This window comes from Pseudomonas sp. R1-7 (assembly GCF_051132105.1).
Lineage (GTDB): Bacteria > Pseudomonadota > Gammaproteobacteria > Pseudomonadales > Pseudomonadaceae > Aquipseudomonas.
In genome coordinates this window covers 1,661,620-1,687,655 of sequence record NZ_CP071661.1, presented here as the reverse complement: position 1 = coordinate 1,687,655, position 26,036 = coordinate 1,661,620, and the positions used below count along the sequence as shown (strand labels likewise).

General features: G+C 59.9%; 23 protein-coding genes. 11 read left to right on the top strand and 12 right to left on the bottom strand.

What is annotated here, in order from left to right:
* Positions 1 to 93 precede the first annotated feature (93 nt).
* The 3 genes from J3P79_RS07495 (at position 94) to J3P79_RS07485 (ending at position 2,425) form a co-directional block, all read left to right on the top strand.
* Positions 94 to 729 (top strand): RluA family pseudouridine synthase, encoded by a 636-nt coding sequence (locus J3P79_RS07495; protein ID WP_018612476.1) that lies wholly within the window; start codon positions 94 to 96, stop codon positions 727 to 729.
* An 84-nt stretch (positions 730 to 813) separates the two neighbouring features.
* On the top strand, positions 814 to 2,103 hold the full coding sequence (locus J3P79_RS07490; protein ID WP_434609382.1) for a M18 family aminopeptidase: 1,290 nt from the start codon (positions 814 to 816) through the stop codon (positions 2,101 to 2,103).
* A 139-nt stretch (positions 2,104 to 2,242) separates the two neighbouring features.
* Positions 2,243 to 2,425: a hypothetical protein gene (locus tag J3P79_RS07485; RefSeq protein ID WP_434609380.1), complete on the top strand. Its 183-nt coding sequence runs from the start codon at positions 2,243 to 2,245 to the stop codon at positions 2,423 to 2,425.
* A 7-nt stretch (positions 2,426 to 2,432) separates the two neighbouring features.
* Here J3P79_RS07485 and J3P79_RS07480 read toward each other — a convergent pair whose 3' ends face one another.
* A complete protein-coding gene (locus J3P79_RS07480) occupies positions 2,433 to 3,158 on the bottom strand; it encodes a UTRA domain-containing protein (RefSeq protein WP_434609379.1) in 726 nt (241 codons plus the stop codon).
* A 350-nt stretch (positions 3,159 to 3,508) separates the two neighbouring features.
* Between J3P79_RS07480 and J3P79_RS07475 the strand changes: the two genes are divergently transcribed.
* The 6 genes from J3P79_RS07475 to J3P79_RS07450 all read left to right on the top strand — a co-directional run bounded on the left by J3P79_RS07475 (position 3,509) and on the right by J3P79_RS07450 (position 8,867).
* Positions 3,509 to 4,576 carry an ABC transporter substrate-binding protein gene (locus J3P79_RS07475; protein WP_434609377.1) on the top strand — a complete coding sequence of 356 codons (1,068 nt, stop codon included), beginning with the start codon at positions 3,509 to 3,511 and terminating at the stop codon, positions 4,574 to 4,576.
* A 181-nt stretch (positions 4,577 to 4,757) separates the two neighbouring features.
* On the top strand, positions 4,758 to 5,564 hold the full coding sequence (locus tag J3P79_RS07470) for an alkaline phosphatase family protein (RefSeq protein ID WP_434609376.1): 807 nt from the start codon (positions 4,758 to 4,760) through the stop codon (positions 5,562 to 5,564).
* A gap of 5 nt (positions 5,565 to 5,569) precedes the next feature.
* Positions 5,570 to 6,406, top strand: coding sequence for an ABC transporter permease (locus J3P79_RS07465; protein ID WP_162488986.1), 837 nt, complete (start codon positions 5,570 to 5,572; stop codon positions 6,404 to 6,406).
* Entirely contained in the window at positions 6,393 to 7,193 is an 801-nt protein-coding gene (locus tag J3P79_RS07460; protein ID WP_434609374.1) for an ABC transporter permease, read from the top strand. Before J3P79_RS07465 ends, J3P79_RS07460 begins: the two co-directional genes overlap by 14 nt.
* Entirely contained in the window at positions 7,190 to 8,179 is a 990-nt protein-coding gene (locus J3P79_RS07455; protein ID WP_434609372.1) for an ABC transporter ATP-binding protein, read from the top strand. Before J3P79_RS07460 ends, J3P79_RS07455 begins: the two co-directional genes overlap by 4 nt.
* A 34-nt stretch (positions 8,180 to 8,213) precedes the next feature.
* A complete protein-coding gene (locus tag J3P79_RS07450; protein ID WP_434609369.1) occupies positions 8,214 to 8,867 on the top strand; it encodes an HAD family hydrolase in 654 nt (217 codons plus the stop codon).
* Between the two features lie 25 nt (positions 8,868 to 8,892).
* Here J3P79_RS07450 and J3P79_RS07445 read toward each other — a convergent pair whose 3' ends face one another.
* From J3P79_RS07445 to J3P79_RS07430, 4 genes are all read right to left on the bottom strand, one after another.
* Positions 8,893 to 10,359 (bottom strand): Ig-like domain-containing protein, encoded by a 1,467-nt coding sequence (locus J3P79_RS07445; RefSeq protein WP_434609366.1) that lies wholly within the window; start codon positions 10,357 to 10,359, stop codon positions 8,893 to 8,895.
* A gap of 638 nt (positions 10,360 to 10,997) precedes the next feature.
* A complete protein-coding gene (locus J3P79_RS07440; RefSeq protein ID WP_434609365.1) occupies positions 10,998 to 11,786 on the bottom strand; it encodes a DUF2182 domain-containing protein in 789 nt (262 codons plus the stop codon).
* Positions 11,787 to 11,788: 2 nt separating this feature from the next.
* On the bottom strand, positions 11,789 to 12,424 hold the full coding sequence (locus tag J3P79_RS07435) for a DUF1326 domain-containing protein (protein ID WP_434609364.1): 636 nt from the start codon (positions 12,422 to 12,424) through the stop codon (positions 11,789 to 11,791).
* 131 nt (positions 12,425 to 12,555) lie between these two features.
* The gene (locus J3P79_RS07430) at positions 12,556 to 13,518 is read right to left on the bottom strand and encodes a zinc-binding dehydrogenase (RefSeq protein WP_434609362.1); all 963 of its coding nucleotides are present in this window, start codon (positions 13,516 to 13,518) and stop codon (positions 12,556 to 12,558) included.
* A gap of 139 nt (positions 13,519 to 13,657) precedes the next feature.
* On the opposite strand from J3P79_RS07430, the gene J3P79_RS07425 reads away from it, so the two are divergent.
* Positions 13,658 to 15,736 carry a carboxy terminal-processing peptidase gene (locus J3P79_RS07425; protein ID WP_434611391.1) on the top strand — a complete coding sequence of 693 codons (2,079 nt, stop codon included), beginning with the start codon at positions 13,658 to 13,660 and terminating at the stop codon, positions 15,734 to 15,736.
* Between the two features lie 129 nt (positions 15,737 to 15,865).
* Positions 15,866 to 17,647, top strand: a complete 1,782-nt coding sequence (locus tag J3P79_RS07420) for a bifunctional diguanylate cyclase/phosphodiesterase (protein WP_434609360.1) — start codon at positions 15,866 to 15,868, stop codon at positions 17,645 to 17,647.
* Positions 17,648 to 17,846: 199 nt separating this feature from the next.
* Here J3P79_RS07420 and J3P79_RS07415 read toward each other — a convergent pair whose 3' ends face one another.
* The 7 genes from J3P79_RS07415 to J3P79_RS07385 form a co-directional block, all read right to left on the bottom strand.
* Positions 17,847 to 18,263 (bottom strand): hypothetical protein, encoded by a 417-nt coding sequence (locus J3P79_RS07415; RefSeq protein WP_434609357.1) that lies wholly within the window; start codon positions 18,261 to 18,263, stop codon positions 17,847 to 17,849.
* The gene (locus J3P79_RS07410; RefSeq protein WP_434609354.1) at positions 18,263 to 23,068 is read right to left on the bottom strand and encodes an RHS repeat-associated core domain-containing protein; all 4,806 of its coding nucleotides are present in this window, start codon (positions 23,066 to 23,068) and stop codon (positions 18,263 to 18,265) included. Before J3P79_RS07410 ends, J3P79_RS07415 begins: the two co-directional genes overlap by 1 nt.
* Before the next feature lie 211 nt (positions 23,069 to 23,279).
* Positions 23,280 to 23,681, bottom strand: coding sequence for a sel1 repeat family protein (locus J3P79_RS07405; protein WP_434609351.1), 402 nt, complete (start codon positions 23,679 to 23,681; stop codon positions 23,280 to 23,282).
* The gene (locus tag J3P79_RS07400) at positions 23,681 to 24,052 is read right to left on the bottom strand and encodes a hypothetical protein (RefSeq protein ID WP_003179080.1); all 372 of its coding nucleotides are present in this window, start codon (positions 24,050 to 24,052) and stop codon (positions 23,681 to 23,683) included. The genes J3P79_RS07405 and J3P79_RS07400 overlap by 1 nt, the downstream gene beginning before the upstream one ends.
* Positions 24,049 to 24,390 (bottom strand): helix-turn-helix domain-containing protein, encoded by a 342-nt coding sequence (locus J3P79_RS07395; protein WP_434609348.1) that lies wholly within the window; start codon positions 24,388 to 24,390, stop codon positions 24,049 to 24,051. The genes J3P79_RS07400 and J3P79_RS07395 overlap by 4 nt, the downstream gene beginning before the upstream one ends.
* Before the next feature lie 112 nt (positions 24,391 to 24,502).
* Positions 24,503 to 24,958 carry a YkvA family protein gene (locus J3P79_RS07390; protein ID WP_039594613.1) on the bottom strand — a complete coding sequence of 152 codons (456 nt, stop codon included), beginning with the start codon at positions 24,956 to 24,958 and terminating at the stop codon, positions 24,503 to 24,505.
* 293 nt (positions 24,959 to 25,251) lie between these two features.
* The gene (locus J3P79_RS07385; protein ID WP_434609346.1) at positions 25,252 to 25,965 is read right to left on the bottom strand and encodes an FKBP-type peptidyl-prolyl cis-trans isomerase; all 714 of its coding nucleotides are present in this window, start codon (positions 25,963 to 25,965) and stop codon (positions 25,252 to 25,254) included.
* Positions 25,966 to 26,036 lie beyond the last annotated feature (71 nt).

The window sequence follows — 26,036 nt, the reverse complement described above, 5'->3', positions numbered from 1 at the left end:
AGTGGGAGCCACGGCGGCTCGGGCCCTCTCCTCTCTTCCCTCGGGATTTGAGCAGGGCCCGAGCCGCCGTTGGCGTTTGTACGAGACTGTTTAATGCCCCTGTCCAACATTCGCATCATCCATCAGGATGCCGCCGTGCTCGTGGTCGACAAACCGACCCTGCTGCTGTCCGTGCCAGGCCGGGCGGACGACAACAAGGATTGCCTGATCACCCGCCTGCAGGAAAACGGCTATCCGGAAGCGCGAATTGTGCACCGGCTCGACTGGGAAACTTCCGGCATCATCCTGCTGGCCCGCGATCCGGACACTCATCGTGAGTTGTCCCGGCAGTTTCATGATCGAGAGACTGAAAAAGCCTACACAGCGTTGTGCTGGGGCCAACCGGAACTGGACAGCGGCAGCATCGACTTGCCCCTGCGCTACGACCCGCCAACCAAACCTCGGCATGTGGTGGACCATGAGCAGGGCAAACACGCCCTGACGTTCTGGCGCGTACTGGAACGTTGCGGCGACTGGTGCCGGGTCGAATTGACACCGATCACCGGACGTTCGCACCAGTTGCGCGTGCACATGCTTTCCATCGGTCATCCGTTGCTGGGCGATGGGCTCTACGCCCACCCGCAAGCCCTCGCCGCCTGGCCACGCCTGTGCCTGCACGCCAGCATGCTCAGCTTCACCCACCCGCAAAGCGGCGAGCGCCTGCGCTTCGAGTGTCCAGCGCCGTTTTAGCAAGCAGTACCCATATCGTGGCGGGGATGATCATCGACGCTGCTAATACGGTAAACTCCCGCCCATCGCTGTATGGAGCTACTTATGCGCGCAGAGTTGAACCAAGGCCTGATCGATTTTCTCAAGGCCTCCCCTACCCCGTTTCACGCCACCGCCAGCCTCGCCCAGCGCCTGGAAGCGGCGGGTTACCAGCGTCTTGATGAGCGCGAAACCTGGGCCACCGAGGCCAATGGTCGTTATTACGTCACGCGCAACGATTCCTCGATCATCGCTTTCAAACTGGGCCGCAACTCACCACTGCACGACGGCATCCGCCTGGTCGGCGCCCACACCGACAGCCCTTGCCTGCGGGTCAAGCCGCAGCCGGAACTGCAACGCCAGGGGTTCTGGCAACTGGGCGTCGAAGTATACGGCGGCGCCTTGTTGGCGCCGTGGTTCGACCGCGACCTGTCGTTAGCCGGCCGTGTGACCTTCCGCCGTGACGGCAAGGTCGAGAGCCAGCTGATCGATTTCAAGGCGCCGATCGCCACGATTCCAAACCTGGCGATCCATCTCAATCGCGAAGCCAACCAGGGCTGGGCGATCAATCCGCAAAACGAGCTGCCACCGATCCTCGCCCAGTTCGCCGGCGACGAACGCGTCGACTTCCGCGCCGTGCTTACCGATCAACTCGCTCGTGAACACGGCCTGAACGCCGACGTGGTGCTCGATTACGAGTTGAGCTTCTATGACACGCAAAGCGCGGCGGTCATTGGCCTGCACGGCGACTTCATCGCGGGCGCGCGCCTGGATAACCTGCTGTCGTGCTACGCGGGCCTGCAAGCTTTGCTGACCGCCGAGACCGACGAAACCTGCGTGCTGGTGTGCAATGACCATGAAGAAGTCGGCTCTACCTCGGCGTGTGGCGCGGACGGTCCGATGCTCGAACAGACCTTGCGGCGTCTTCTGCCCGAAGGAGAAGAATTCGTACGCGCCATCCAGAAATCCCTGCTGGTCTCCGCGGACAATGCCCACGGCGTACACCCCAACTATGCCGACAAGCACGACGCCAACCATGGCCCCAAGCTCAACGCCGGCCCGGTGATCAAGGTCAACACCAACCAACGCTACGCCACCAACAGTGAAACCGCCGGATTCTTCCGTCACCTGTGCATGGCCGAAGAAGTGCCAGTGCAGAGCTTCGTGGTGCGCAGCGACATGGGTTGCGGCTCGACCATCGGCCCGATCACCGCCAGCCAGTTGGGCGTGCGCACGGTGGACATCGGCCTGCCGACCTTCGCCATGCACTCGATCCGTGAGCTGTGCGGCAGCCATGACCTGGCGCACCTGGTGAAAGTGCTGAGCGCGTTCTACGCGTCTCGCGAGTTGCCCTGAGCCTTTGTGGCGAGGGAGCTTGCTCCCTCGCCACAACAGTTTTCATTCCAGATTCTGAAAGCAGCCTGTGACACACATCAGCCCATCCCCGCCAAACCACAACTAGACTGACCTTATCTTTCCCGACAAGGCTGTCGCCATGATCTCCATGTCCTCGTTCAACGCCATGCTGGTGCCCATCATTGCCGGCATGATCCTGCTGGCCATCGGCTTTAACTTCCGCGACAAGAACGTCGGGGTGTTTGCCATGTGGATCGGCATGTTGCTGATTCTTGTCACCGTGTTGTTCCGGATCCTGGCAAAACTCAACGACTCCTACTGAATACGCCTCATACGGGTTGTTCCGGCACGTCCACGCCGACATGGATTGCATCGTGCCGCCAGAACTCCAGATCGCAATCGATCAGTCGTTGGTGCTGGTCGTAGTTGACCCGTGCAATCCGAAGCCCGGGGCTGCCAACCGATACTTTCAATGCCGCTGCCGCTTCAGGTTGTAGCGAGGTGGGCACGATCTCGAACTTCACCCGACCGTAATGCAGGTCGTAATGGTGCGCATACAGCTCGGTCATCGACTGGTTAAGATCAAATTCGAGGATGCCCGGGAAATACGCCGGGTTCAGGTAGTGTTCGACGTACAGCACCAGTCGCTCATCGATGCGCCGGGTTCGACAGATCTGGATGACGCTGGACAACGCCGGCAGTTGCAACCAGGCGCAGACCGCCGCCGATGCGGGTTGCAGGCGGGCAGAAATCACCTGGGTAGACGGCACCCGGCCCTGGGCTGCGACCATCGCGTGGAAATGGCTACGCTGCATCAGGTTGTAAGCCAGCCGTGGCGGCGAGACAAACCAGCCCCGGCGCTCCTCCCGGTAAATCTGCCCTTGGGCTTCGAGCTGCAACAACGCCTCACGCACGGTGATCCGGGTGGTCCCGAACAACTCGCTCAACTTGCGTTCGGCCGGCAACTTGCTACCCGGCGCCAGCAAGCCGTGGTCAAGCTGTTCTTGCAGGACCTGCCCGATGGTTGTCACCGCTTTGGTTGTCTCAACGCGCATCAACGTTACCTATCTGGACTAGACCAGCACTGTTTCGGGGCAGGATTCGATGGCGCATCGATCCACGTCTCATGCCTGCAAGCCTAGGCACTGCGCATGACTGATAGATGACACAACCGCCGAACGGTCAACACATGCGCTTGCAATTAAACGGCCAGGGCCTTGCGCGGCGGGTGTTTGCTCATGGTCTACGCTTATCCCACAGCGACTCTCCGTGAGCCCGACGATTGCTGGCGAGCTTCCCATCGACATCAAAATGTCATGGGAGACGCCTACATTGGCTCAGGTATTGCTGACCTAGACCAACACAACCGCAATCGCAGCGTTGAAAACGCCCATAGGAGCTTCGGATGAAACAGCTTTTCCTGGCATCACTGTTAGGCTCGACCATTGCCATGTGCACCGCCGCCATGGCCGCTGATACCGATCTGAAAACACTGGAAGCCGCTGCGAAAGCGGAAGGTGCCGTCAACAGCGTCGGCATGCCTGATGACTGGGCAAACTGGAAAGGCACCTGGGACGACCTGGCCAAGGTCTACGGCCTGAAACACATCGACACCGACATGAGCTCGGCCCAGGAAATCGCCAAGTTCGCCGCCGAGAAAGACAATGCCAGCGCCGACATCGGCGACGTCGGTGCCGCCTTTGGCCCGATCGCGGTAAAACAGGGCGTGGTCCAGCCCTACAAGCCAAGCACCTGGGACCAGGTTCCGGACTGGGCCAAGGACAAGGACGGCAACTGGGCCCTGGCCTACACCGGCACCATTGCCTTCATCGTCAACAAGAAGCTGCTGCACGGTTCCGAAGTGCCAACCAAATGGGCTGACCTGAAGACTGGCAAGTACAAAGTCTCCATCGGTGACGTGAGCACCGCCGCCCAGGCTGCGAACGGTGTGCTGGCTGCGGCCCTGGCCAACGGCGGCAATGAAAAGAACATCGAGCCAGCGCTGTTGATGTTCGCCGAGATCGCCAAGCAAGGCCGCCTGTCCATGGCCAACCCGACCATTGCGACAATGGAAAAAGGTGAAGTCGAAGTCGGCGTGGTCTGGGACTTCAATGGCCTGAGCTACAAGGCCAAGATGGCCAACCCGGACGACTACGTGGTGCTGATCCCGTCCGACGGCTCGGTGATCTCCGGCTACACCACCATCATCAACAAATACGCCAAGCACCCGAACGCCGCCAAGCTGGCCCGTGAATACATCTTCAGCGACGCTGGCCAGATCAACCTGGCCAAGGGCAATGCCCGCCCAATCCGCGCCGAGCACCTGAAGCTGCCGGAAGAGGTCAAGGCCAAGCTGCTGCCGAACGAGCAGTACAAAGGCGTGACGCCGATCAAGGACGCGGATGCGTGGGAGAAGACCTCCAAGGCTTTGCCGCAGAAGTGGAACGAAGAAGTCATTGTCGAGATGAAGTGAAGCGCTAGCTCCCGCTCCTGGATAACCGATGATCCATTTGTGGGAGCGAGCTTGCTCGCGATGGCGGAGTGTCAGTTCAATTATCTTTGGCTGGCAAACCACAATCGCGAGCAAGCTCGCTCCCCCCTTGGACGCTTGGTGAATCCGGTTTTTTTGGTTTTTGCCCGGAGTTCCGGTCCCCATGAAGCACAACGTCATCCTGGTGGTGCTCGATGGTCTCAACTACGAGGTCGCCCGGCATGCCATGGGACATTTGCAGGCGTATGTCGGCGCAGGACGCGCGGCGCTCTACAAGCTGGAATGTGAACTGCCCGCCCTGTCCCGCCCGCTCTATGAATGCATCCTCACCGGGGTCGTACCCATCGACAGCGGGATCGTGCACAACAACGTCTCGCGCCTGTCGAACCAGCGCAGCATTTTCCATTACGCCATCGAAGGCGGACTCAGTACGGCGGCCGCGGCCTACCACTGGGTCAGCGAGCTCTACAACGCGTCCCCCTTTGTAGCCGGCCGTGATCGTCACACCGACAACCCCGACCTGCCGATCCAATACGGCCATTTCTACTGGAATGACCACTACCCCGATTCCCATCTGTTTGCCGACGCCGAACACCTGCGCCAGCGCTACTTGCCGAACTTCCTGCTGGTGCATCCAATGAACATCGACGATGCCGGCCACAAGCACGGCCTCGATACGCCGCAATACCGCAATAGCGCCCGCTCGGCCGATATCAACCTGGCGGTCTACCTGCAAGCCTGGCTCGACGCCGGTTACCAGGTGCTGGTGACGTCCGACCACGGCATGAACAACGACCGCTCCCACAATGGCCTGCTGGCAGAAGAACGCGAGGTTCCACTGTTTGTCCTCGGGGATGGCTTCAGCCTTGACGCCAGCGCGGCCCCTCGGCAGACCGAACTGTGCGGCACGATTTGCCAATTGCTCGGCGTCGATCACGACAAACCTTATTGCCAGGAGTTACTCAAGTGAACGCCATGACGCGCGGCAAATGGCTGGCAGCGTTGTGCCTGGTGCCATTCGCGATTTTCTTTATCGTGTTCCAGATCGCCCCGCTGCTCTGGGTGTTGGTCAACAGCCTGGAATCAGAAGAGTTCGGCTGGGGCCTGGCCAACTTCAGCAAGATCTTCAGTTCGAAGTTTTACCGGCAGGCAATCCAGCACAGCCTGGAGATCAGTTTCTGGTCCAGCGTATTCGGCATCATCATCGCTGTGCTAGGCAGTTATTCCCTGCGTCGAGTGGATTCGCGGCTGCGCAACTTCGTCAACGCGTTCGCCAACATGACCAGCAACTTCTCCGGCGTGCCCCTGGCCTTCGCGTTCATCATCCTGCTGGGCTTCAACGGCAGCATCACGATCATGCTCAAGCAAGCGGGGATCATCGAGGATTTCAATCTCTACTCGAAAACCGGGCTGATCATTCTCTATACCTATTTCCAGATTCCCCTGGGCGTGCTGTTGCTTTACCCGGCCTTCGACGCGCTGCGTGAAGACTGGCGCGAATCCGCCGCGCTGCTGGGCGCCAGCGGCTGGCAGTTCTGGCGGCATATCGGTTTGCCGGTGCTGACGCCGGCGCTGCTGGGCACGTTCGTAATCCTGCTGGCCAACGCCCTCGGTGCCTACGCCACGGTCTACGCGCTGACCACGGGCAACTTCAACGTGCTGCCGATTCGCATCGCAGCCATGGTCTCCGGCGACATTTCCCTGGATCCGAACATGGCCAGCGCACTCGCCGTGGTGCTGGTGGCGTTGATGACCCTGGTGACCATCGTCCATCAACTGCTGCTCAAGAGGAGCTACCATGTCTCGCGCTGAATCGGGCTCCGCCGGGCTCTATCATCGTGCGGTGGTGTACCTGCTGTTCGCCATCCTGCTGCTGCCCTTGGTCGGAACGTTGGTTTACTCCATTGCCAGCAGTTGGTCGGCCACGGTGCTGCCCAGCGGCTTCACCTTCAAGTGGTATGTGCAACTGTGGAGCGATCCACGTTTTCTCCATGCCTTCGGCCAATCGCTGCTGGTCTGCGTCGGTGCGCTGGTGCTCTCGGTGGTGCTGATCCTGCCGCTGCTGTTTGTGGTGCATTACCACTTTCCCAGGCTCGATGCGCTGATGAACATCCTGATCCTGCTGCCCTTCGCGGTGCCGCCAGTGGTGTCGTCGGTGGGGCTGTTGCAGCTCTATGGTTCCGGGCCGCTGGCGATGGTCGGCACGCCTTGGATCCTGATCGGCTGCTACTTCACCGTCGCCCTGCCGTTCATGTACCGGGCGATCACCAACAACCTGCAAGCCATCAACCTGCGGGACCTGATGGACGCCGCGCAGCTGCTCGGCGCCAGCACCTTCCAGGCCGCGTTGCTGGTGGTGCTGCCGAACTTGCGCAAGGGCTTGATGGTGGCGCTGCTGCTGTCCTTCTCGTTCCTGTTCGGCGAGTTCGTGTTCGCGAACATTCTCGTCGGCACCCGCTATGAAACCTTGCAGGTGTACCTCAACAACATGCGCAACAGCAGCGGCCATTTCACCAGTGCGCTGGTGATCTCATATTTCTTCTTCGTACTGGTCCTGACCTGGGCGGCCAACATCTTGAGCAAGGACAAAAGCCAATGAGCTACGTCAGCGTCCAACACCTGCAAAAAAGCTACGCCGGCACGCCGGTGTTCAGCGACATCAACTGCGAGATCCACAAGGGGGAGTTCGTCACCCTTCTCGGCCCCTCGGGCTGCGGCAAATCCACGCTGTTACGCTGCATTGCCGGCCTGACAGCCGTGGATGACGGCAAGATCCTGCTGGACGGCCAGGACATCGTCCCACTGAGCCCGCAAAAGCGCGGCATCGGCATGGTCTTCCAGAGCTACGCCTTGTTCCCCAACATGACCGTGGAGCAGAACGTCGCCTTCGGCCTGCGCATGCAGAAGGTCGCCGCCTCGGACAGCCGTCAGCGGGTACTGGAAATCCTGCGCCTGGTGGAGCTGCACGAGTTTGCCGGCCGCTATCCCCATCAACTGTCCGGCGGCCAATGCCAGCGCGTGGCCCTGGCCCGCTCCCTGGTCACACGGCCGCGCCTGTTGCTGCTGGACGAGCCGCTGTCAGCCCTTGATGCGCGGATTCGCAAGCATTTGCGTGAACAGATCCGACAGATCCAACGCGAATTGGGTCTGACCACGATCTTCGTCACACACGATCAGGAAGAAGCGCTGACGATGTCTGACCGGATTTTCCTGATGAACCAGGGAAAGATCGTACAGAGCGGCGACGCCGAGACCCTTTACACTGCGCCCGTCGATGTTTTCGCCGCCGGTTTCATCGGCAACTACAACCTGTTGGATGCCGACAGTGCGAGCAAACTGCTGCAACGGCCGGTGACCGGTCGCATCGCCATTCGCCCGGAAGCGATTGAACTGAATCGCAGCGGCGAACCCGATGCGCTGATCCGCAGCCACAGCCTGCTGGGCAACGTGATCCGCTACAGGGTCGAGGCCCGCGGCGTGGAACTGGTGGTGGATGTGCTCAATCGCTCGGCCGCCGACCTGCATCCTGACGGTGCTCGGTTGGCACTTTCCATCGATCCTTCGGCGCTGTGTGAGGTAGCCTGATGGCTTTGTTGATTTTAAGAAGGGAAACCTGCTGATGGCCTTGGCAATTTTTGATCTGGACGAAACCCTGATCCACGGCGACTGCGCCACTCTCTGGAGCGAACAGATGGGACGCCTGGGCTGGGTCGATCCAGAGTCGTTCATGCGCCGCAACAACGATTTGATGGACGCCTACAGCCACGGCAAGCTGCGCATGGAAGAGTACATGGACTTCAGCCTGGAGCCGATGATCGGCCGCACGCCGGAAGAAATCGAACACCTGGTGGCGCCGTGGGTTGAGGATTTCATCGAGCCGATCATTTTCAGCGACGCCACCAAGGCCATCGCCGAACACCGCAAGGCCGGCGACCGGATCCTGGTGATTTCGGCTTCGGGCACGCACCTGGTCAAGCCGATTGCCGAACGCCTGGGCATCGACGAGATCCTGGCGATCGATCTGGACGTCGCCCATGGGGTGTACACCGGCAAGACCGTGGGCACCCTGACCTATCGCGAAGGCAAGATCTCGCGGTTGCTGGACTGGCTGGATGCCGAGGAAGAGAATTTGGAAGGCGCGAGTTTCTATTCCGACTCGCGCAATGATTTGCCGCTGTTGCTGCGGGTGGATCATCCGCATGTGGTGAACCCGGATCCGGTGCTGCGTGAACAGGCGGAACGAGCAGGATGGCCGATCCACCAGTGGAAATAGGCAGCCATAAAGACACAGCGACAGATCAATAAGGTATTACATACAGCGCACCGGTTACGCTCGGCTCTCTAGGTAGGGCGCAAGCAAGCGCATTGGTATGTTCAGCATGGTAGTAGGTGTAATAACCCGCCGGGCAGGCGCCGCCGTGCTCGCCCAGCCAGTATCTTCCACGGGGAAGTGGGAAAGGCTGTGCATACAGACGCTCGAGGTTCTGAAACTGCCCGCTGCTGTTGATAATGAACCCTCCCGATGCGATCAACCAGCGATGGAAGTCCGCGACGCCACTGAAAGTTCCTGGCTGCACCACGCCCAGCAGCCAGGTATTGCTCACCTGCGCTGAATAAGTTAATGACTGTGTCGGCGTGCTGGAATCAGATACGGTAATGGTCGTGTTGCCTCGCCTTATTCCTGTCACCTTACCGCCGGGAGTGACCGATGCAACTTGGGGATTGCTGGACACATAGCGGTAAGGCGGTGCTCCTCCCACAGCCCTGCGAGTTAGCACGTTGTCCATGGCATCGGCCCCTGTCTGCGGCCACGATGCGAAGATTCTGAAACCATTCAGCGCCATCAGCGTATGACTGATTGAAAGCGGCCCCCCGGGGAAAAATGCCTGATCGGTACTGCGATAGGTGAACGTCGCGTTCCCCGTCGGGGTCGCTGGCAGCGTCAAGGCGATAATCGGAACCCACTTGTCGGTTTCCAGGTAAAAGTTTCGCTGGTCATTCTGAGCACCGGCTAGTCCCCCGGGGGCGAAGAAAAGTGCTTCGACAGGCAAGTCACGACCTATGTCCTGAGCCCAGGTGGCTAATCGCAGTTCATTCTGAACAGGAGCGATACTCATATCGTCGCTACCCAGCGCTCGCGCTTGGAGACTGGCATAGAACGCGCTTGCCGCCGCACCACCAAGCGCCTCGCTGACATTGAAGCCACATTGATGCCGTGCGCGTTGTTCCGATGGAACAGATTGATAGTGCGCCAGCCATTGCGCAGCGGTGGTAATCCCCTGTGACTGGCATTGCCGACTACTGCCAGGAAATGCCTGATACTGCCCGCAACCTTTCTCATCTCTCTCCAGCGTGCTGCTGTCCACGGGAAAGGAACACAGTACGTCTGGCTGGACGGCAGCCCGTACGGACTCAAGATAGGGCTGGAAGATAAAGCCACTTGTATAGCCGTAGCTCAGGCGAATGTATTTCGCATCCTCTCGTAGAAACGAAAAGGACACGCCGCCACTGCTGACTGACAGCGGACTGGGGTTCCAGAAGAAAAAAGATTCCGATGCAACCGTTCCTCTGAGCATGATGCCCGAGCATAAATAAGCCGGCCGTGCAGGGCCGCAATCGATTACTTTTTTATGATAACGGGTGGTCAGGTTGATTGCTGTTTGCGCTCCCAATGCATCGGCATCGTTCGTATGCAACAGTCGTGAAGGCGCATGACACCCCAACAAAAACGCGATGAAAAAGGCGAGAATCGACAGTTTTTTCATTGTTTTGGCTCAATGAAGAAGGCTTGCCTGTAAACAGTCCTCACCTCTATGTCGTTCCCCACAGATCGGTGCGGGCTGATCAACAGACAACGCTGTCGTTATTTGAACCTGGAAAAAGCGCTGGCAAATTCCAGAAGGATCGTTTCGTCCTGAACTCAACGACAACTTCGGGCGTTTTATTGCTGGCATCCACTTCAGCCATGGACAGGCGGAACTCTCTAAGTAGCCATCACGACACCTCTTCTGTTGGTGGAGCGTGAGCAGAGTGACGACCGTCTACCCCAGGCCTCCAAATCTAGCCTCCAATTTAGGGAGGCTCCCATCGTGGCGTCTACTGTCAGAGTTGACAGGTCATATACCTTATCCGACTAATGACACCTGTTATTTCTGACAGTAGACGTCAGGCCATGATCAGTTGGTTAATAACGTTACCTTCGAGGATCGTGCAGATTTGTAGCTGCCTCCACTGAGCAGAGCAGACAACGACACACGCTGATCCAAGGATTGCGGTGAACCTTCCAGGCTCACCGCTCTCCTCAGTGGCTCTACTGCTCAGCCCATCAAAAGGTCAATCTCAACACTCGCGAGCACATCATGGCTCCAGTAGTACCCGTTCGCCAGACTGATACGGGGTTCAGCTACCCCAGCAGCAGCCACAGGCCCCAGCCGAGCAATAACACACCGCAGGCACGACTGAGCCACAGTCCCTGCGGGAGGTTTTTCTCCAGCAGGATGAAGGCACCGATCACTGCCACCCAGACCAGGTTCATCACGCCGACCACAAACAACACGCCCATCAACGCCCAGCAGCAACCCAGGCAGTAGGCGCCATGGGCCAGCCCCATGCGCCAGCCGCCTAGCACGTCGAGGCGCCAGTAGCTGAGCAGAAAATGCAGCGGCCCGCGACAATGCTCAAGGCAGGTCGACTTGGCCGGCAGCCACTGATAGACGCCTGCGACCAGCAGCAGGCCGGCGCCCAGCGCGGTACTGGTGGTGCACATCCCCGGGCTGAGCAAGGCGAGTTGTTCGAGCGCCCATTGCAGCGCCGTAGCGCCCAGGGCAAAACCGACCCAGACCAGGCCATAGGCGCAGCAGAACAACAGCAAGGCCAGGTGTCGCTGCGGTGCTCGCATACGCTTGCGCAGCATCTGTTGGTAGATCAGCAGCATGGGCAAGGCGCTGGGCAGCATCATGCCCAGCATCATCACTACCCACATCGCGAACATCAACAGCGCATCGGCGAGGCTCCACGGCATGATCATGCCGGCCATTGCCGCATCAGCCATGCCGCCCGGCGCACTCATGTCGCGGGCCATGCGCAGCAGCATTACCCAGGCCAGGGCGCTCAGTGCGAGCAGGCAGAGCAGCAACAGTATCTGCTCGCCTGACAGTCGCTTACTCGGCGTTACCGCCTGGGGTCCTGCCATCGCTACGGCTCTATGCCGTGGCCGGTGAAGTGCACATGGGCGAGGTGGCTGTGGCTGTCCCGGGATTGCAGTTTGAGGGCTGAATGCGTCTGGTAGCTGCCACTGGCGACTTCCGCCTCGAGGAACTCAAAACCATTGGGCAGTGAGAGGCGCACGCGATGCGGCGAGCCGTTGATCGGGCTGCGGATCGGCTCGCCGCTGGCCTGCAGCACGCCTGGAATGTCCAGGTGCGCCAGGCGCTGATCCACATCGATGGACAGGGTAATGGGCACGAACTGCGGTTCGAACGCTTCGCTCATGGTGCTGCTGAACACCTGAAACACGTTGGCCCCAGGGTCGCTCTCCAGGCCAGACAGAATGGTCAGCAGGGCCTCGCGTTGCACCTCGTCGGCGCGTTCATCGATGAACACCTGGCAGCTGCCGTTGCCCTCATGGATAGCGCCCGGCCAAGAGAAAGTGGCAGCCCAGCACAAGCCATCCAGCGCCACTTCCTTGAAATACCCGCGCTCCACCCGCATCGACGCCACCGCCTGGCAGTGGCCATGGGTCGGTGGCGCATTGAATTGGCAGGGACAGCCCCAATTGCAGTTGCAGGCAATGAACTCGACGCCCTGCATGCGCCATTCGGCGATGGCCATGATCAACCTCTTCACCTGGCGGTGAAATGACAGTTGCGGTTACCCCATCCCCTCATTGATTAACGCTAGCAGGGCGCGTGCATCGGATAGGGCCCGCCGACCAAAGGTCAGCATGCCCCCACAGGTCAAAATCAGCTCAGGCCTTCATCAATCACCAACACCAACTTCCCGGAAACCTGGTTGGTCGCCAGCTCCGCGAACGCCGCCTCGGAATCGGTGATTGCAAATGTCCTGGCCAACTGCGGACTCAGGCGTTTATCGGCAAACAGCGGCCATACGTTCTGGCCCAGGTCGCTGATCAGGTCGGCCTTGAACTGGTCGTTGCGACTGCGCAAGGTCGAGCCAAGCAATTGAATTCGCTTGCCCAACACTTGGGCGAGGTCGAGCTCGGTCGTGCGACCACCCATGAGGCCAATCAACACCCAGCGGCCGTCAACTGACAAAAGTTTCACGTTGAGGCTGGCGTAGTTCGCGCCGACCGGATCGAGGATCACATCGAACGGCGCGAAGTCGTTCAGGCTGTTGATGTCGTCGGTGCGCACCACGCCGCCCTGGGCCCCTAGTGCTTCGCAATAGGCCAGCCGATCCGCCGAACCGACGCTGACCCAGCACGGGTTGCCAAAGGCCTTGCAGAGCTGGATCGCGGCCGAGCCGACGCCACTGGCCCCTGCATGCAGCAGCACTTTTTCCCCTGGCCGCAGCCCGGCAAGCTGGAACAGGTTCAGCCAAGCGGTGCCATAGACCTCCGGCAGGCCGGCCGCTTCGGCCATCGACAGGCCTTCCGGCACGGGCAAGACATGGCGACCATCGACCACCACCTCTTCGGCCATCCCACCACCGGCCAGTAACGCGCAAACGCGGTCCCCGACCTGCCAGGAAGAGCCAGGCCCGACTTCGCTGATCACCCCGGAACATTCCAGCCCCAACACCTGGCTGGCGCCCGGTGGCGGTGGATAATGCCCGGCTTTTTGCAGCAAATCGGCCCGATTCAGGCCGGCGGCTGCCACGCGGATGCGAACTTGCCCCGCATCGCAGGCCGGACTCGGCTCATCTGCCCATACCACTTGGCCTTCAACGCCTTGCAATGCTTTCACGGTGCCTCCATAGTGAGTCTCGACTGGGCCCGCTGCTTCAACGCCGGGCTTTCTTGCATTATGCGCCCGGGCCACATGGAACCGGCGACTTCAAAGACGGCCTAATATGCGTTATCAATTGTCCCTGCGTCGAATCAGCATGAAGCACTTGTTCCCCAGTACTGCACTTGCCCTCTTCATTGGCCTTGGCGTTTCGACGCTTTCGAGCAATGCGCTCGCGGCCAACAGCTGGGACAAGCTTCAGCCCGATCGCGACGAGGTGATTGCCAGCCTTAATGTCGTTGAGTTGCTCAAGCGTCATCATTACAGCAAGCCGCCGCTCGATGACGCACGCTCGGTCATCATCTATGACAGCTACCTGAAGCTGCTCGATCCGTCGCGCAGTTATTTCCTGGCCAGCGACATCGCCGAGTTCGACAAGTGGAAGACCCAATTCGACGACTTCCTCAAGAGCGGTGACCTGAACGCCGGTTTCATTATCTACAAACGCTACCTGGACCGCGTCAAGGCGCGCCTGGACTACGCTTTGGCGGAGTTGAACAAAGGCGTCGACAAGATCGACTTCAATGCCAAGGAAACCTTGCTGGTCGACCGCAAGGATGCCGCCTGGCTCAAGAGCACAGCCGAACTCGACGACCTCTGGCGCAAACGCGTCAAGGACGAAGTGCTGCGCATGAAGATCGCCGGCAAGGATCCCAAGCAGATCCAGGAAACCCTGACCAAGCGCTACAAGAACCAATTGGCGCGCCTGGACCAGACCCGTGCCGAAGATATCTTCCAGGCCTACATCAATACCTTCGCAATGTCCTACGACCCGCACACCAATTATCTGTCGCCGGATAACGCGGAGAACTTCGACATCAACATGAGCCTGTCCCTGGAAGGCATCGGTGCAGTGCTGCAGAGCGATAACGATCAGGTCAAGATCGTGCGCCTGGTGCCGGCGGGCCCGGCGGACAAGACCAAGCAGGTCGGCCCGGCGGACAAGATCATTGGTGTCGCCCAGGGCAACAAGGAAATGGTCGACGTGGTCGGCTGGCGCCTGGATGAAGTGGTCAAGCTGATCCGTGGCCCGAAAGGCTCGGTGGTCCGCCTGGAAGTCATTCCGGCCAGCAATGCACCGAACGACCAGACCAGCAAAGTCGTGTCCATCACCCGCGAAGCGGTGAAGCTGGAAGAACAGGCCGCGAAAAAATCGGTCCTGAAACTCAAGCAGGACGGCAAGGACTACAAGCTCGGCATCATCGAGATCCCGGCGTTCTACCTGGACTTCAAGGCGTTCCGCGCTGGCGATCCGGATTACAAGAGCACCACCCGCGACGTCAAGAAGCTGCTGACCGAACTGCAAAAGGAAAAGGTCGACGGCGTCGTCATCGACTTGCGCAACAACGGCGGCGGCTCCTTGCAGGAAGCCACCGAACTGACCAGCCTGTTCATCGACAAAGGCCCGACCGTGCTCGTGCGCAATGCCGATGGCCGGGTCGATGTGCTGGAAGATGAAAACCCGGGCGCGTTCTACAAGGGCCCGATGGCCTTGCTGGTCAATCGCCTGTCGGCCTCGGCCTCGGAGATTTTCGCCGGCGCCATGCAGGACTACCACCGCGCCTTGATCATCGGCGGCCAGACCTTCGGCAAGGGCACCGTGCAGACTATCCAGCCGCTGAACCACGGCGAACTGAAGCTGACCCTGGCGAAGTTCTACCGGGTTTCCGGCCAGAGCACCCAGCACCAAGGCGTGCTGCCTGACATCGATTACCCGTCGATCATCGACACCAAGGAAATCGGTGAAAGCGCCCTGCCCGAGGCCATGCCGTGGGACACCATCCGCCCCGCGATCAAGCCGGCCGTGGACCCGTTCAAGCCGTTCCTGGCCCAACTCAAGTCCGACCATGATGCGCGCTCGTCCCAAGACGCGGAGTTCGTGTTCATCCGCGACAAGCTGGCCCTGGCGCAGAAGTTGATGATGGAAAAAACCGTCACCCTCAACGAAGCCGAGCGCCGCGCGCAGCATGCCGACATCGAGGCCAGGCAACTGGCGATGGAAAACCTGCGTCGCAAGGCCAAGGGCGAAGAACCGCTCAAAGAGCTGAAGAAAGAAGACGAAGACCTGATCACCGAACCGGAAAAGACCAAGCCGGAAGACGATGCCTACCTGAGTGAAACCGGGCGAATCCTCCTGGATTACCTGAAACTCAACACGGCGGTCGCCAAGCACTGAGTGATGGCCATTTAATGGTGATGCTCGTCGGAGTGTCATCAAACTGACATCAGTCTGTCGTGAAATACAGGACCGGGCGCACCTCAGCAGAGGTTGAGCCCCGTCCTTTTTTTATCGCCAGAGACTGCCATGACCACGATAGAACAGCTGAGTGCCTTGAGCTCAATCCTGAGTCAAAGCGGTTTGCACAGCCTGTTCCAACCAATCGTTTGTCTCTCCGAACGACGCATCCTGGGTTACGAAGCCTTGACCCGCGGCCCGTCCAACAGCCCGCTGCACTCCCCTATCGCATTGCTTTCCGTTGCTCGCCAGGCCGGGCGCCTCAGTGAGCTGGAACTGGCCTGCCGACGTAGCGCCTGCCAGCGGTTCAACGAACAGAAACTGCCGGGCAAGCTGTTCCTCAATGTGTCGCCCGAATCGCTGCTCGAGTCAGCGCACCAGACCGGTCGTACATTGCAGTTGTTGCAAGACTTCGGCATCCCACCCAGCCAAGTCGTGATCGAACTGACCGAGCAAACCCCGATCGATGATTTCCAGCTCCTGCAAACCGCTTTGCATCACTATCGAGCCATGGGTTTTTCCATCGCCTTGGACGACCTTGGCGCTGGTTATTCGAGCCTGCGGCTCTGGTCGGAACTGCGCCCGGATTACGTGAAGATCGACCGGCACTTCATCGATGGCATTCACCAGGACGCGCTCAAGCGCGAGTTCGTCGGTTCCATTCTGAAAATCGCCCAGGCATCACGGGCCCAAGTGATTGCCGAGGGGATAGAGCTGCAGGAAGAACTGACCGTGTTGATCGAGATGGGCGTCGATCTGGTCCAGGGCTACCTGCTTGCCCGCCCCCAGGAACACCCTTCCCAGGACGCCAAGGCGCTGATGCCCCGCCGAGACAGCGGCGTGGTGCCGCTGGGCGATGAAGTCAACGACCTTGGCGCACTGCTCAACGAACAACCGGCGGTGACCCACAACACCCCGACGGCGGCAGTCCTGGAGGCGTTCCGCCGCCAGGCCAACCTCAACTCCCTGGCGGTGCTGGATGACCGTGGCCAGCCCTGCGGCATCGTCCATCGCCATTCGCTCTCCGATGCCCTGCTCAAACCCTTCGCCACCGACCTCTTCGCACGCAAACCCATCAGCCGCCTGATGAGTGATGACTTCCTAGCGGTGGAACTCAATCAGTCGCTGCAACAAGTCAGCCGCCTGATCACCAGCCGCGCCCGGCAACGCATCGAAGAAGATTTCATCATCACCCTCAACGGCAGTTACATGGGATTGGGGCGCGTCATCGACGTGCTCAAACTCATCACCGAACTGAAAATCCAACAGGCTCGCTACGCCAACCCGCTGACCCTGCTGCCCGGCAACGTCCCGATCCAGCAATGCCTCACCCGCCTGCTTCAACAACGCCAGGAGTCGGTGATCTGCTACGTCGACATCGACAGCTTCAAACCTTTCAACGACATCTACGGCTACGGCCGCGGCGACGAAGTCCTACTGTGCCTGGCGCAATGCCTGAACGAACGCATCGACCCCAGCCGCGACTTCGTCGGCCATATCGGCGGCGACGACTTCCTGCTGGTCCTCGGCCCGGATGACTGGCGCAAACGCCTGACCCAACTGCTGAACGACTTCCAGAACCACTGTCGCCGCTTCTACCGGCCCGAGCACCTTGAGGCCGGATGTTTTACTGCGTTGAATCGACAGGGAATGCGGCAGGAGTTTGCGTTGCTGTCGCTGTCGATTGGGGTAGTGCACCTGCGCTCGGAGGCCTGCGGGGAGCTGGACGCCAGCCAGTTGGCGGAGATGGCTTCGCAGGCCAAGCATCATGCCAAGGAGATTGTTGGGGGGAGCGTGTATTTGATTGATGGGGGGGTTGGGCGGGTGCCGGTTGCGGGGTTGTTGGTTTGACAGCGGATCGGTTGCACTGGCGAAACCCCGTGGCGAGGGAGCTTGCTCCCGCTGGGCTGCGTAGCAGCCCCCTCTTTTGGGCAGCGCCTTGGTGTGTCTGGCTGACCGAGCGGCCTGTGTTAGGGCTGCATTGCGCTAGATGATAACGCTTGAGGCTCTCTAACAAAATCATCATAAACGGCGTTGGCATTTTTTTGAACTACCAAGTAGCAGGGTCTTCAATGGCGGCTTTTCTGAGATCTTTTTCCCAAATTTCTTTTGCAATAACATAAACACTTTGAAGAAACTCTTTAGGGCTCTTTAAGTTATACCACTCTCCTCTAGGCCAACTACCCGCGCAGTCCTCGTGTATTTCAAACAAGCTCTGAAAGTCAAAATTCGGGTCATCAAGTTTTTCACCTAAAAACCTCATCAATACGAATTTGTGCCTATAGGATAGGCACTCCAAATCCAAAGCATATTCAACTATCAATTTTTCTCTGTCACATTCGTCATCTGGATTGTAAACAGCCAGTTCTGCCCCCTTGGTTTCTTCAAGATCATACACATCAAACTGACCAATGAACCACATCAAGTCAGGGACAAACTCCTCATCTAAAAAAGGGTTTCTTAACATTATTTTTTCTCCATAGGGAACCCGGTATAAGGTATGCCATCCTTGCCGAACTTAACCTCAAACCAGTTTAAATTCTCATTCAGCTTGGGATTTTTCTTATCCTTTTTATTTGGCTTGTAACCACGCCCCGCGCCTGGCAGCTCCTGCCTGACAATTCTGTCTTTTTTGTGGTCCAGACCTGTAAACGGATCCAGCCCAAGTTTTTCTCTCGTCATAGCTTTATTGAGTGCATTCAAATGAATTCGCCAGCTATTGAATTGGGAGCTTAAGCTTCCATTAGCCCCTTTTGGAATCTCACCCGTATGCGGATTCGCCCCGTTGATTGCCCGCTGTTTGAGCGCAACGTCTGATATTTCAGGACTGTGCTTCTCGACGGTGTGCATACCGTATTTTTCTTCCATAGCAACAACCCGTCTCTTAGCATTCGCCTCCGACAACATGTCAATCCGCGCCCGGCGCTGCTCCGCCGTCATCGGCAGAGCCGGCTCACCCTCATCAACCCCAACCTTAACCGCCGGATCCTGCTCCCCAACCGCCGGCTTCTTACACCCGCCGTCACCCGGACAACCCTCCAACCCCAACGGATCGACCCACCCCGTCGGGTTCAGGGTGTACCGATACCCATTCAGCCCACCCTTGAGCTTGCTCGGATCCAGCGTCAGATACCGCCCCGTCTCCGGATTGTAGTACCGGTGCCGGTTGTAATGCAGGCCGCTTTCCCGGTCGTGGTATTGGCCCTGGAAACGCAGCGGTTGTTGCAGGCGCTTGCCGTCGCCGTGCCGGAGTTCGGTGAGTTTGCCGTAGCCGTTGTAGCGCGCGGCCCAGACGATTTCGCCTTGGTGGCTGGTCAGTTCCTGGGGCGTGCCGAGGTGGTCGTTGTGGTAGTGGAACGGCGTGGCGTTTTGTGGGCCTTCGCCTTCGAGCAGGGCCAATGGGCGGAAGGTGCCGGGCTCGTAGACGTAGCTTTGGTAGTGGCTATCGCTGCTTTCGGCGATGACTTGATCGCCTTGCCAGATGAATTCCGTGGTCTGGCCGGCCACGGTCTTTTCGATGCGTCGGCCGAAGGCGTCGTAGCGGTAGGACGTTTCGCTGCCGTCCGGGCTGGTGACGCCGATGAGGCGGTGTTGGCTGTCGTAGCGGTAGTGCGTGACGAGGCATTGGGTTTTGCCGCGGCGTTCGCGGATGAGGTTGCCGTAGGCGTCGTAGTCGTAGTGGCGGTCACCCTCCATGAGCAGGCGGTTGGCCTTGAGGGTGGTCGGGCCGGGACGGTCTTGCAGCAGCAGGTTGCCGGCCGGGTCGTGGGCGAAGCGTTCGGGGCCTTGGGTGTGGGCATAGTCGATGCGGAGCAGTCGATCTTGCGTGTCGTACTGGTAGCTGCGGCGGTTTCGATTGTCGGAAAGCGCGGCGAGGTTGCCGTTGGCGCTGTAGGAATAATCGCGCCATGACAACTGATGTTGCTGGGTTTGCCAGACGGTCTGGGACTTGAGGCGGCCTTGCTCGTCGTAGCGATAGTTGCTGAGCAGCAGGCCTTGCTGACGTTGGGTTTCGCGGCCGCCCTTGAAGCGGTGTTCGGTCAGGCAGGTGCCGTTGAGGTCGATGGCGATCAGCGCGCCGCCGTGGGCGTGGCGGTAGTCGAGGGTGCTGCGGTCGGGCAGTCGGCAGTGGATCAGCCGGCCAACGCTGTCGTAGCGATAACGCAGGGTCGCCCAGCCCTGGTGTTCGGCGACGAGGCGGTCCTGGTTGTCGTATTCGTAGGCCAGCGGCCAATGGCCGTCGTCGACGCTGACCAAACGTCCGAGGGCGTCGTAGCGATAATCGACCGTGGTGCCATCGGGCAAGGTCTTGCGCAGCAGGCGGCCGGCGCTGTCGCGTTGGTAGGCGGTGATGCGCTGGCTGCCATCGGCCCCGAACTCGGTCTTTTCCAGCAGATGACCGTTGAGGTCGTAGGCATAGCCGGTGCGCTGGCCGTCGAAGCCGGTTTCCTGTCGGATCAGTCCGTTGGGCGTGTAGTCCAGCCGATAGTGTTCGCCGGATTCGTTCTCGATGTCCGTCAGCAACAGCCGCGCCGAGTCGTAGCGATATTTGACTTCGCTGCCGTCGGGGTTGAGGCGGCGGCTGATCAGGTGCAGGTCGTCGGCGTATTCGTAGCGGGTGGTGCGCCCCAGTTCGTCCTGCTCGGCGATGACCTTGCCGTAGGCGTTGTAGCGCCAGGCGCGGGTGGCGCCACCGGGCAAGGTGGTTTGCAGCAAGCGGCCCACGGCGTCCCATTGGTAACGGGTAATGGCGCCGTGTTCGTCCTGGCGGGTCAGCAAACGCCCGAGGGCGTCGTAGGAAAAACACCGCTGGCTACCGTCGGGCAGGGTTTCTTCCGTCAACTGGCCCAGGGGGTTGCGCACAAAATAATGGGCGCTGGCGTCCGGGTAGCTGATGGTTTTCAGTTGCCCTTGGCCGTCGTAGTGATACCAGGTGCTTTGGCCGTCCGGGTCGATGGCCTCGATGACGTCGCCCTGGTCATTGCGGCGGTAGGTCCACACGGCTTTGCCGCGTTGCCGAGCGTGCAGGAAGCCGTTGCGGTACTCGTAGGACGTGGGCTCGTCTTCAGGCGGAATCAGCGCCACCAGCCGTCCGACTTCGTCGTAGCGGTATTCAGTGACGGCGCCGAGCGGGTCTTGCTCGGCGATCAGCCGGCCCTGTTCGTCATAAGCCTTGAGGTGTTCACCGCCGGCGGGATCGACCTGGCGCACCAGTCGCGCGCGGTCGTCGTGGACGTAGACTTCCTCGCTGCCATCGAGGTTATGGACGGTGACGCTGCCGTCCTCGCCCCAGGTGTAGCGGCTGTCCATCTGCGCGAACGACGCCCAGTGCCGCACGCAGCGGGCCGCCGGACCGAGGCCTTGCCACTCCCAGTAAAAACTCGCCCCGCCGGCCAGTTGCCGCTGGAGGATGACGTGCTGGTCGTCGTAGTCGTAGCGCTCGCTTTCGCCTGCGGCGTTGGTCGCTTCGATGAGTCGGAAACGGCCGTCGTAGCGGTAGGAAACCAGCGTTTGTTCAGTGCGCCAGCTTTCGTCGCGGGTCGGCGCCGGGTGAAAACTCTGGTAGTCGATGGCGACCAGGTGGCGGTGTTCGTAGCGCAAGCGCAGGCAACGTCCGGCGCCGTTGTCCAGGCGGCTGATGTCGCCGTAGATGTTGCGCTGGACGGTCAGCCGGTTGTCGTACCGATCGCTCAAGGCGATCAGATGACCGTCGCGAAAGTGTAGGAAAGGCGCCTCTTCGCCGGGCTGGGCGATGATCAGTTCGTCTGGCTCATTGCTCAGGTAGATCGCCGCGCGGGCCAGGCTGTTATGGATGGCCGGGCGTTGCAGGCTGGGCCGGGGGAAGGTGGTGCGACGGTTTTCCTGGTCGAGCCAGATGACCTGCTCGCCTTCGATCACCAGGCGATGGGCCAGGGCATGGCTCCAACCGCGACCGAGGCCGATGTCCAACTCGGCGGCGCTGCTGCGATAGAGGCGGGTGAAGATAAACGGCAGGCGTCCGTCGAGGGTGCCGTCTTCCAGGGTCAGCAGTTCTTCGCCGGTGACCATCGACACCGGGCAGCCGTTGGTGCGGGTCTGAGCGGCATTGTCCGCGGGGTCGCCGTTGGGGTTTGTCGGTTGGGAGGAGGCGTCGTCGTGGTGTTCTTGTTTTTTCAGCGAGGCATTGCGCTGCGCGTCCCAGCGCAACTGCATCCGCCCCTTCTTCACACCGGCGGCGATGCCCCGTGCGGCCACGGTCTTGTAGCGGTCCACGTAGCCCATGAAGCCGTTTACCAACCCGAAAATGGCGCTGATAAAACGCTTCACCGCATCCAGCAGTCGTGCACCGTAGCGGAACAGACGCATCGTCAGATAGGCAATGCCCGCTCCCGCACCGACAAAGGTCAGCACCACGCCGATCAGCAGATCGATCGCCAATTGCACGGCCATCGTGGCGACTGCCGCCGCTGTCCCGCCCGCTAAATCGCTGGGTGGCAGCATCTCCAGCCAAAGCATGGCGGTTCGTACCAGCAGGCATAGCGCCGCTTCGTCGCTGACGAGTAGCTGAAGCTTCGCCATGACCTGTGGCGCCGACTCGGCAAGCTTGACCAGCTCGTCCGCGCTGCTGCCCAACCGTTCGCCAAATTGGCTGGGGTCCTTGAGGATGTCTGACAGCAAACCGATGCTGTCCCACACGCCTTCGATCGCCGCCCAACCGCCGGCGAGCAAGCCATTGCCCACCGCTGCCGCCGAAGTCGCCAGCGACTGCCGGGCCCACTGCGGCTTGAAACCCTGCCACTCGCCGCGCAGCCAGTCCGTCAGATCGGAGCTCAAGCCGTCGTAGGAAGAAAACAGATCGTCAATTTGCTTGGGGGACACCTCACCCTGGACGTGAACCCGATAGAACCGCCCCGGCTCACCCTTGAAAGTCCCAAGACCCTGAGCATCAAGCGTGACGGGGGTGACTTCGCCCGTATCCACCGTCACCACGTCCACCACGATATCGCCCAGCGGAATGTCGTACACCGACTCCAGCTTGCTTTCGATCGTGATGATCCCGCCCTGCGGACACTGGGCGACGGTGGAGAGGTAATCCCTGTCTTGGATGCCGACTGCCGTGGTGCTGTCGCCGAAGCGAATCAATCGCTCCATGCCCATCAGCGAAGGCAGGTCCGCCGCCTGGCTGGCTCGATCCGCAGCCCGGCTGTACCAGTTTCCAAGTTGCTCGCGGTAGAGAGGAAGGGTGTTCTTGAAATCGTCGAGTGCCTCCTCGATGCGGCGCACCTGATCCATCAGGACATGGCTCGGCCATCAGGCAGCAGGAAAGAACGGTCAGACATAGGAAGACATCTCGCGAGAAATCGGGAAGCGCGAGACTTTGCCGGGGACGGCAGGTGAAATAAGTCAGATAAGGAGGCGTGACGCGTAGGACAATTCTTAAACTGCCCTTACAGGTCCCTTTCTGGACGGGAAGGAAGGCGGGCGAAGGAACCTGTGGATAACGCTATGGATTCTGGCCGTCGAGCGTCTTGAGCTTGATTTCGGCCAACGGGTGCCCAGCCTTCGCGGCCAGGGCCCACCAACGCGCTGCTTCGGCCGGATCGGGCGCTTTGGTGGTGGTGCCGGCAAGGCTGATGACACCCACTTGGTAAGCGGCCTTGCCATCACCGGCCAGCGCAGCCAACCGCAGCAGACGAACACCCTCTTCCCGAGCACCCAGACCTTGGCCGCGAAACGTCAGGATATGACCATAGAAACTCTGGGCGCCGACATCCCCCAGGTTCGCCATCCGTGCGAACTGGCCTTCGAGCCAGGCCCAGCCGCGCGGCTGTCGAACGAACCAAGACCAATGAAACAACCGGCGCGCGAGCCAATAACCGGCTCGGGCCTTGATACGCCAGAGCACTAGGCTTCCGCCGATTCGGGATATTCGTACTCGAATACCCGGACCACTTCCGAAGCATGCCAGGATGCGGCGGCCACACCGTCGGAAGGGCCGGAAAAACGGCCCAAGCGCTCGACACATTCGAAGAAACCGGTGCGCGGCAACCGGCTGGCGCCCTGGCTGATGACCAGCGAACTGCGCAGCGGCTGTTCGGCCCGTGCATCCAGCGCGGCCAGGTGTTCAAGCGCTGCGGTCAAGGTCTGCATGGCCGGGCTGGGAAGCTGCAAGCGTTCCAGCAAGGCGCGATAGGTCAATAAATGGCGCTGGCGGCGCGCCTGGTCCAACTCACCCAACAACCCGTCCCAATGTTGCCGACTGATGCGTACACTCACGATTCGTCCCTCCACCCCGGCACCGTCAACTCCCAGGCCAGACTGCGCTTGATCGCAGCATCGGGCTGACGCTCGCCGCTTTCGATCATGGCCAGATAAGACGGGCTGATGCCTACCGTGCGGGCCAGCGCCTCGATGGCGATGCCCTTCCCTTCACGCAGACTGCGCAGTTGATCCAGACCAGGAAGAACCTGGCCGGGTGCCGCCGCATGCTGGACCGTTGCCTCACGCGGCGGAGCTTGATTGATGCCTGCTGCCTTCAATAACGACTGGTACTGATCCCACGGTAAAACCGCGTACTCGGGCTCTCCGTCGCGTGTGATTATTTGAATATCCATGACTACCCCGTAGGACAACAACACTTAGCGAGTCAGCTTTTTCCTAGGAAGTGTAATCCTAAATAGCAGCCAAGGTCGCGGGGCGATGATGTTCTGGAGGGAAACGCCGGAATCAGGTCTTTTTCGGACCCTGGAGCTGAAGTTGCTCCGGGGTATCGGGAAGCCTCTCCACCAACGCGAGTTTCTCGGGGGGTTGCCGGTCGCGCCAGGCACGGAAGGCGCTTAGCTCATCGTCGAGTGTCTTCATGATCCAAGCCAGCACGGCGATGTCATCGAACATGCCAAACATGGGCAGCAGATCTGGAATCGCGTCCAAAGGGCTAAGGAAATACATGAGCCCCGCCACTACCGAGAGCAACGACTTGGCGCTGACGGCCCGGTATTCGCCACGCCAGTAAGCCAGGCACAACGCCTGGAGCAACCGCAGGTCGTCCTTGAGCTTGCCAAGACGACCACCTTCACGCGCGCCCTTGCTGGCAACGGCAAACAGTAAAGTCGGCAATCTGCCGCGGGCGAGCAGCCGTCCCGCCAGGGGCAGGAATCTCGTGAAATTCCACGGCGCCTTCATTTTTTCTCCCACTGAAATGTTATCCACACAAATTGTGGATAACCTTGTGAACAGAGCTGCATTTCACCGCTGAAGCCCCCGTTTCATAAGGGCCCGGCTTAGATCGGGCGTTTTTTACTCACATAAAAAAACCCAACATTTCATTGACTTGATCGGCCGACTGGGTCTAGCACAGCGCCTGTATTGCCTGTGACTGTAGCCCGCGTCGGACGTTCGGTTTTTTTAGTCATTTTCAAAAGCCGAATGCAACAACGCCCCGCATAAGCGAGGCGTTGTCTTTATAGCAGACGCGATTACTTGGCTGCGTCTTCTTTTGCCGGATCCTTGATGGCCAGCAGTTCCAGATCGAACACCAGGACCGAGTTGGCAGGAATCGCCGGGCTCGGGCTCTGAGCGCCATAGGCCAGGTCGCTTGGGATGTACAACTTGTACTTCTCACCGACGTGCATCAATTGCAGGCCTTCAACCCAACCCGGGATCACGCCGCTGACCGGCAGGTCAATCGGGCTGCCACGCTCCACGGAGCTGTCGAACACGGTGCCGTTGGTCAGCTTGCCAGTGTAGTGAACAGTCACTACATCAGTTGGCTTTGGCTGAGCGCCGTCGGCTTTCTTGACGACTTCATATTGCAGGCCCGAAGCGGTGGTAGTCACGCCGCTCTTCTTGCCATTTTCTTCGAGGAATTTCTTGCCGGCTGCTGCCGACTCTTCGCTCATCTTGGCCATGCGCTCTTCGGCACGCTTTTGCAGTGCGGCGAAGGCCTCGACCAATTCTTCGTCTTTCAGCTTCTGTTCTTTCTTGCCGACGGCATCTTCGATGCCCTGGGCGACTGCTTTGGAGTCCAGGTCATCCATACCTTCCTGAGCCAGGCTCTTGCCCATGTTCAGGCCAATACCGTAGGAAGCTTTCTGCGCCGGGGTTTTCAGCTCTACGCTGGTCTGCGAGTCACAACCCGCGAGTACCAGGCCAACCAGGGCAACCGCCGCCGCCAACCGATGCTGTTTCATGCTATTTCCTTGTTCATGCGCCTAAAGGGCAATCGAGTAAAGCCGCGAGCTTATCAGGCGGCCACGACCAA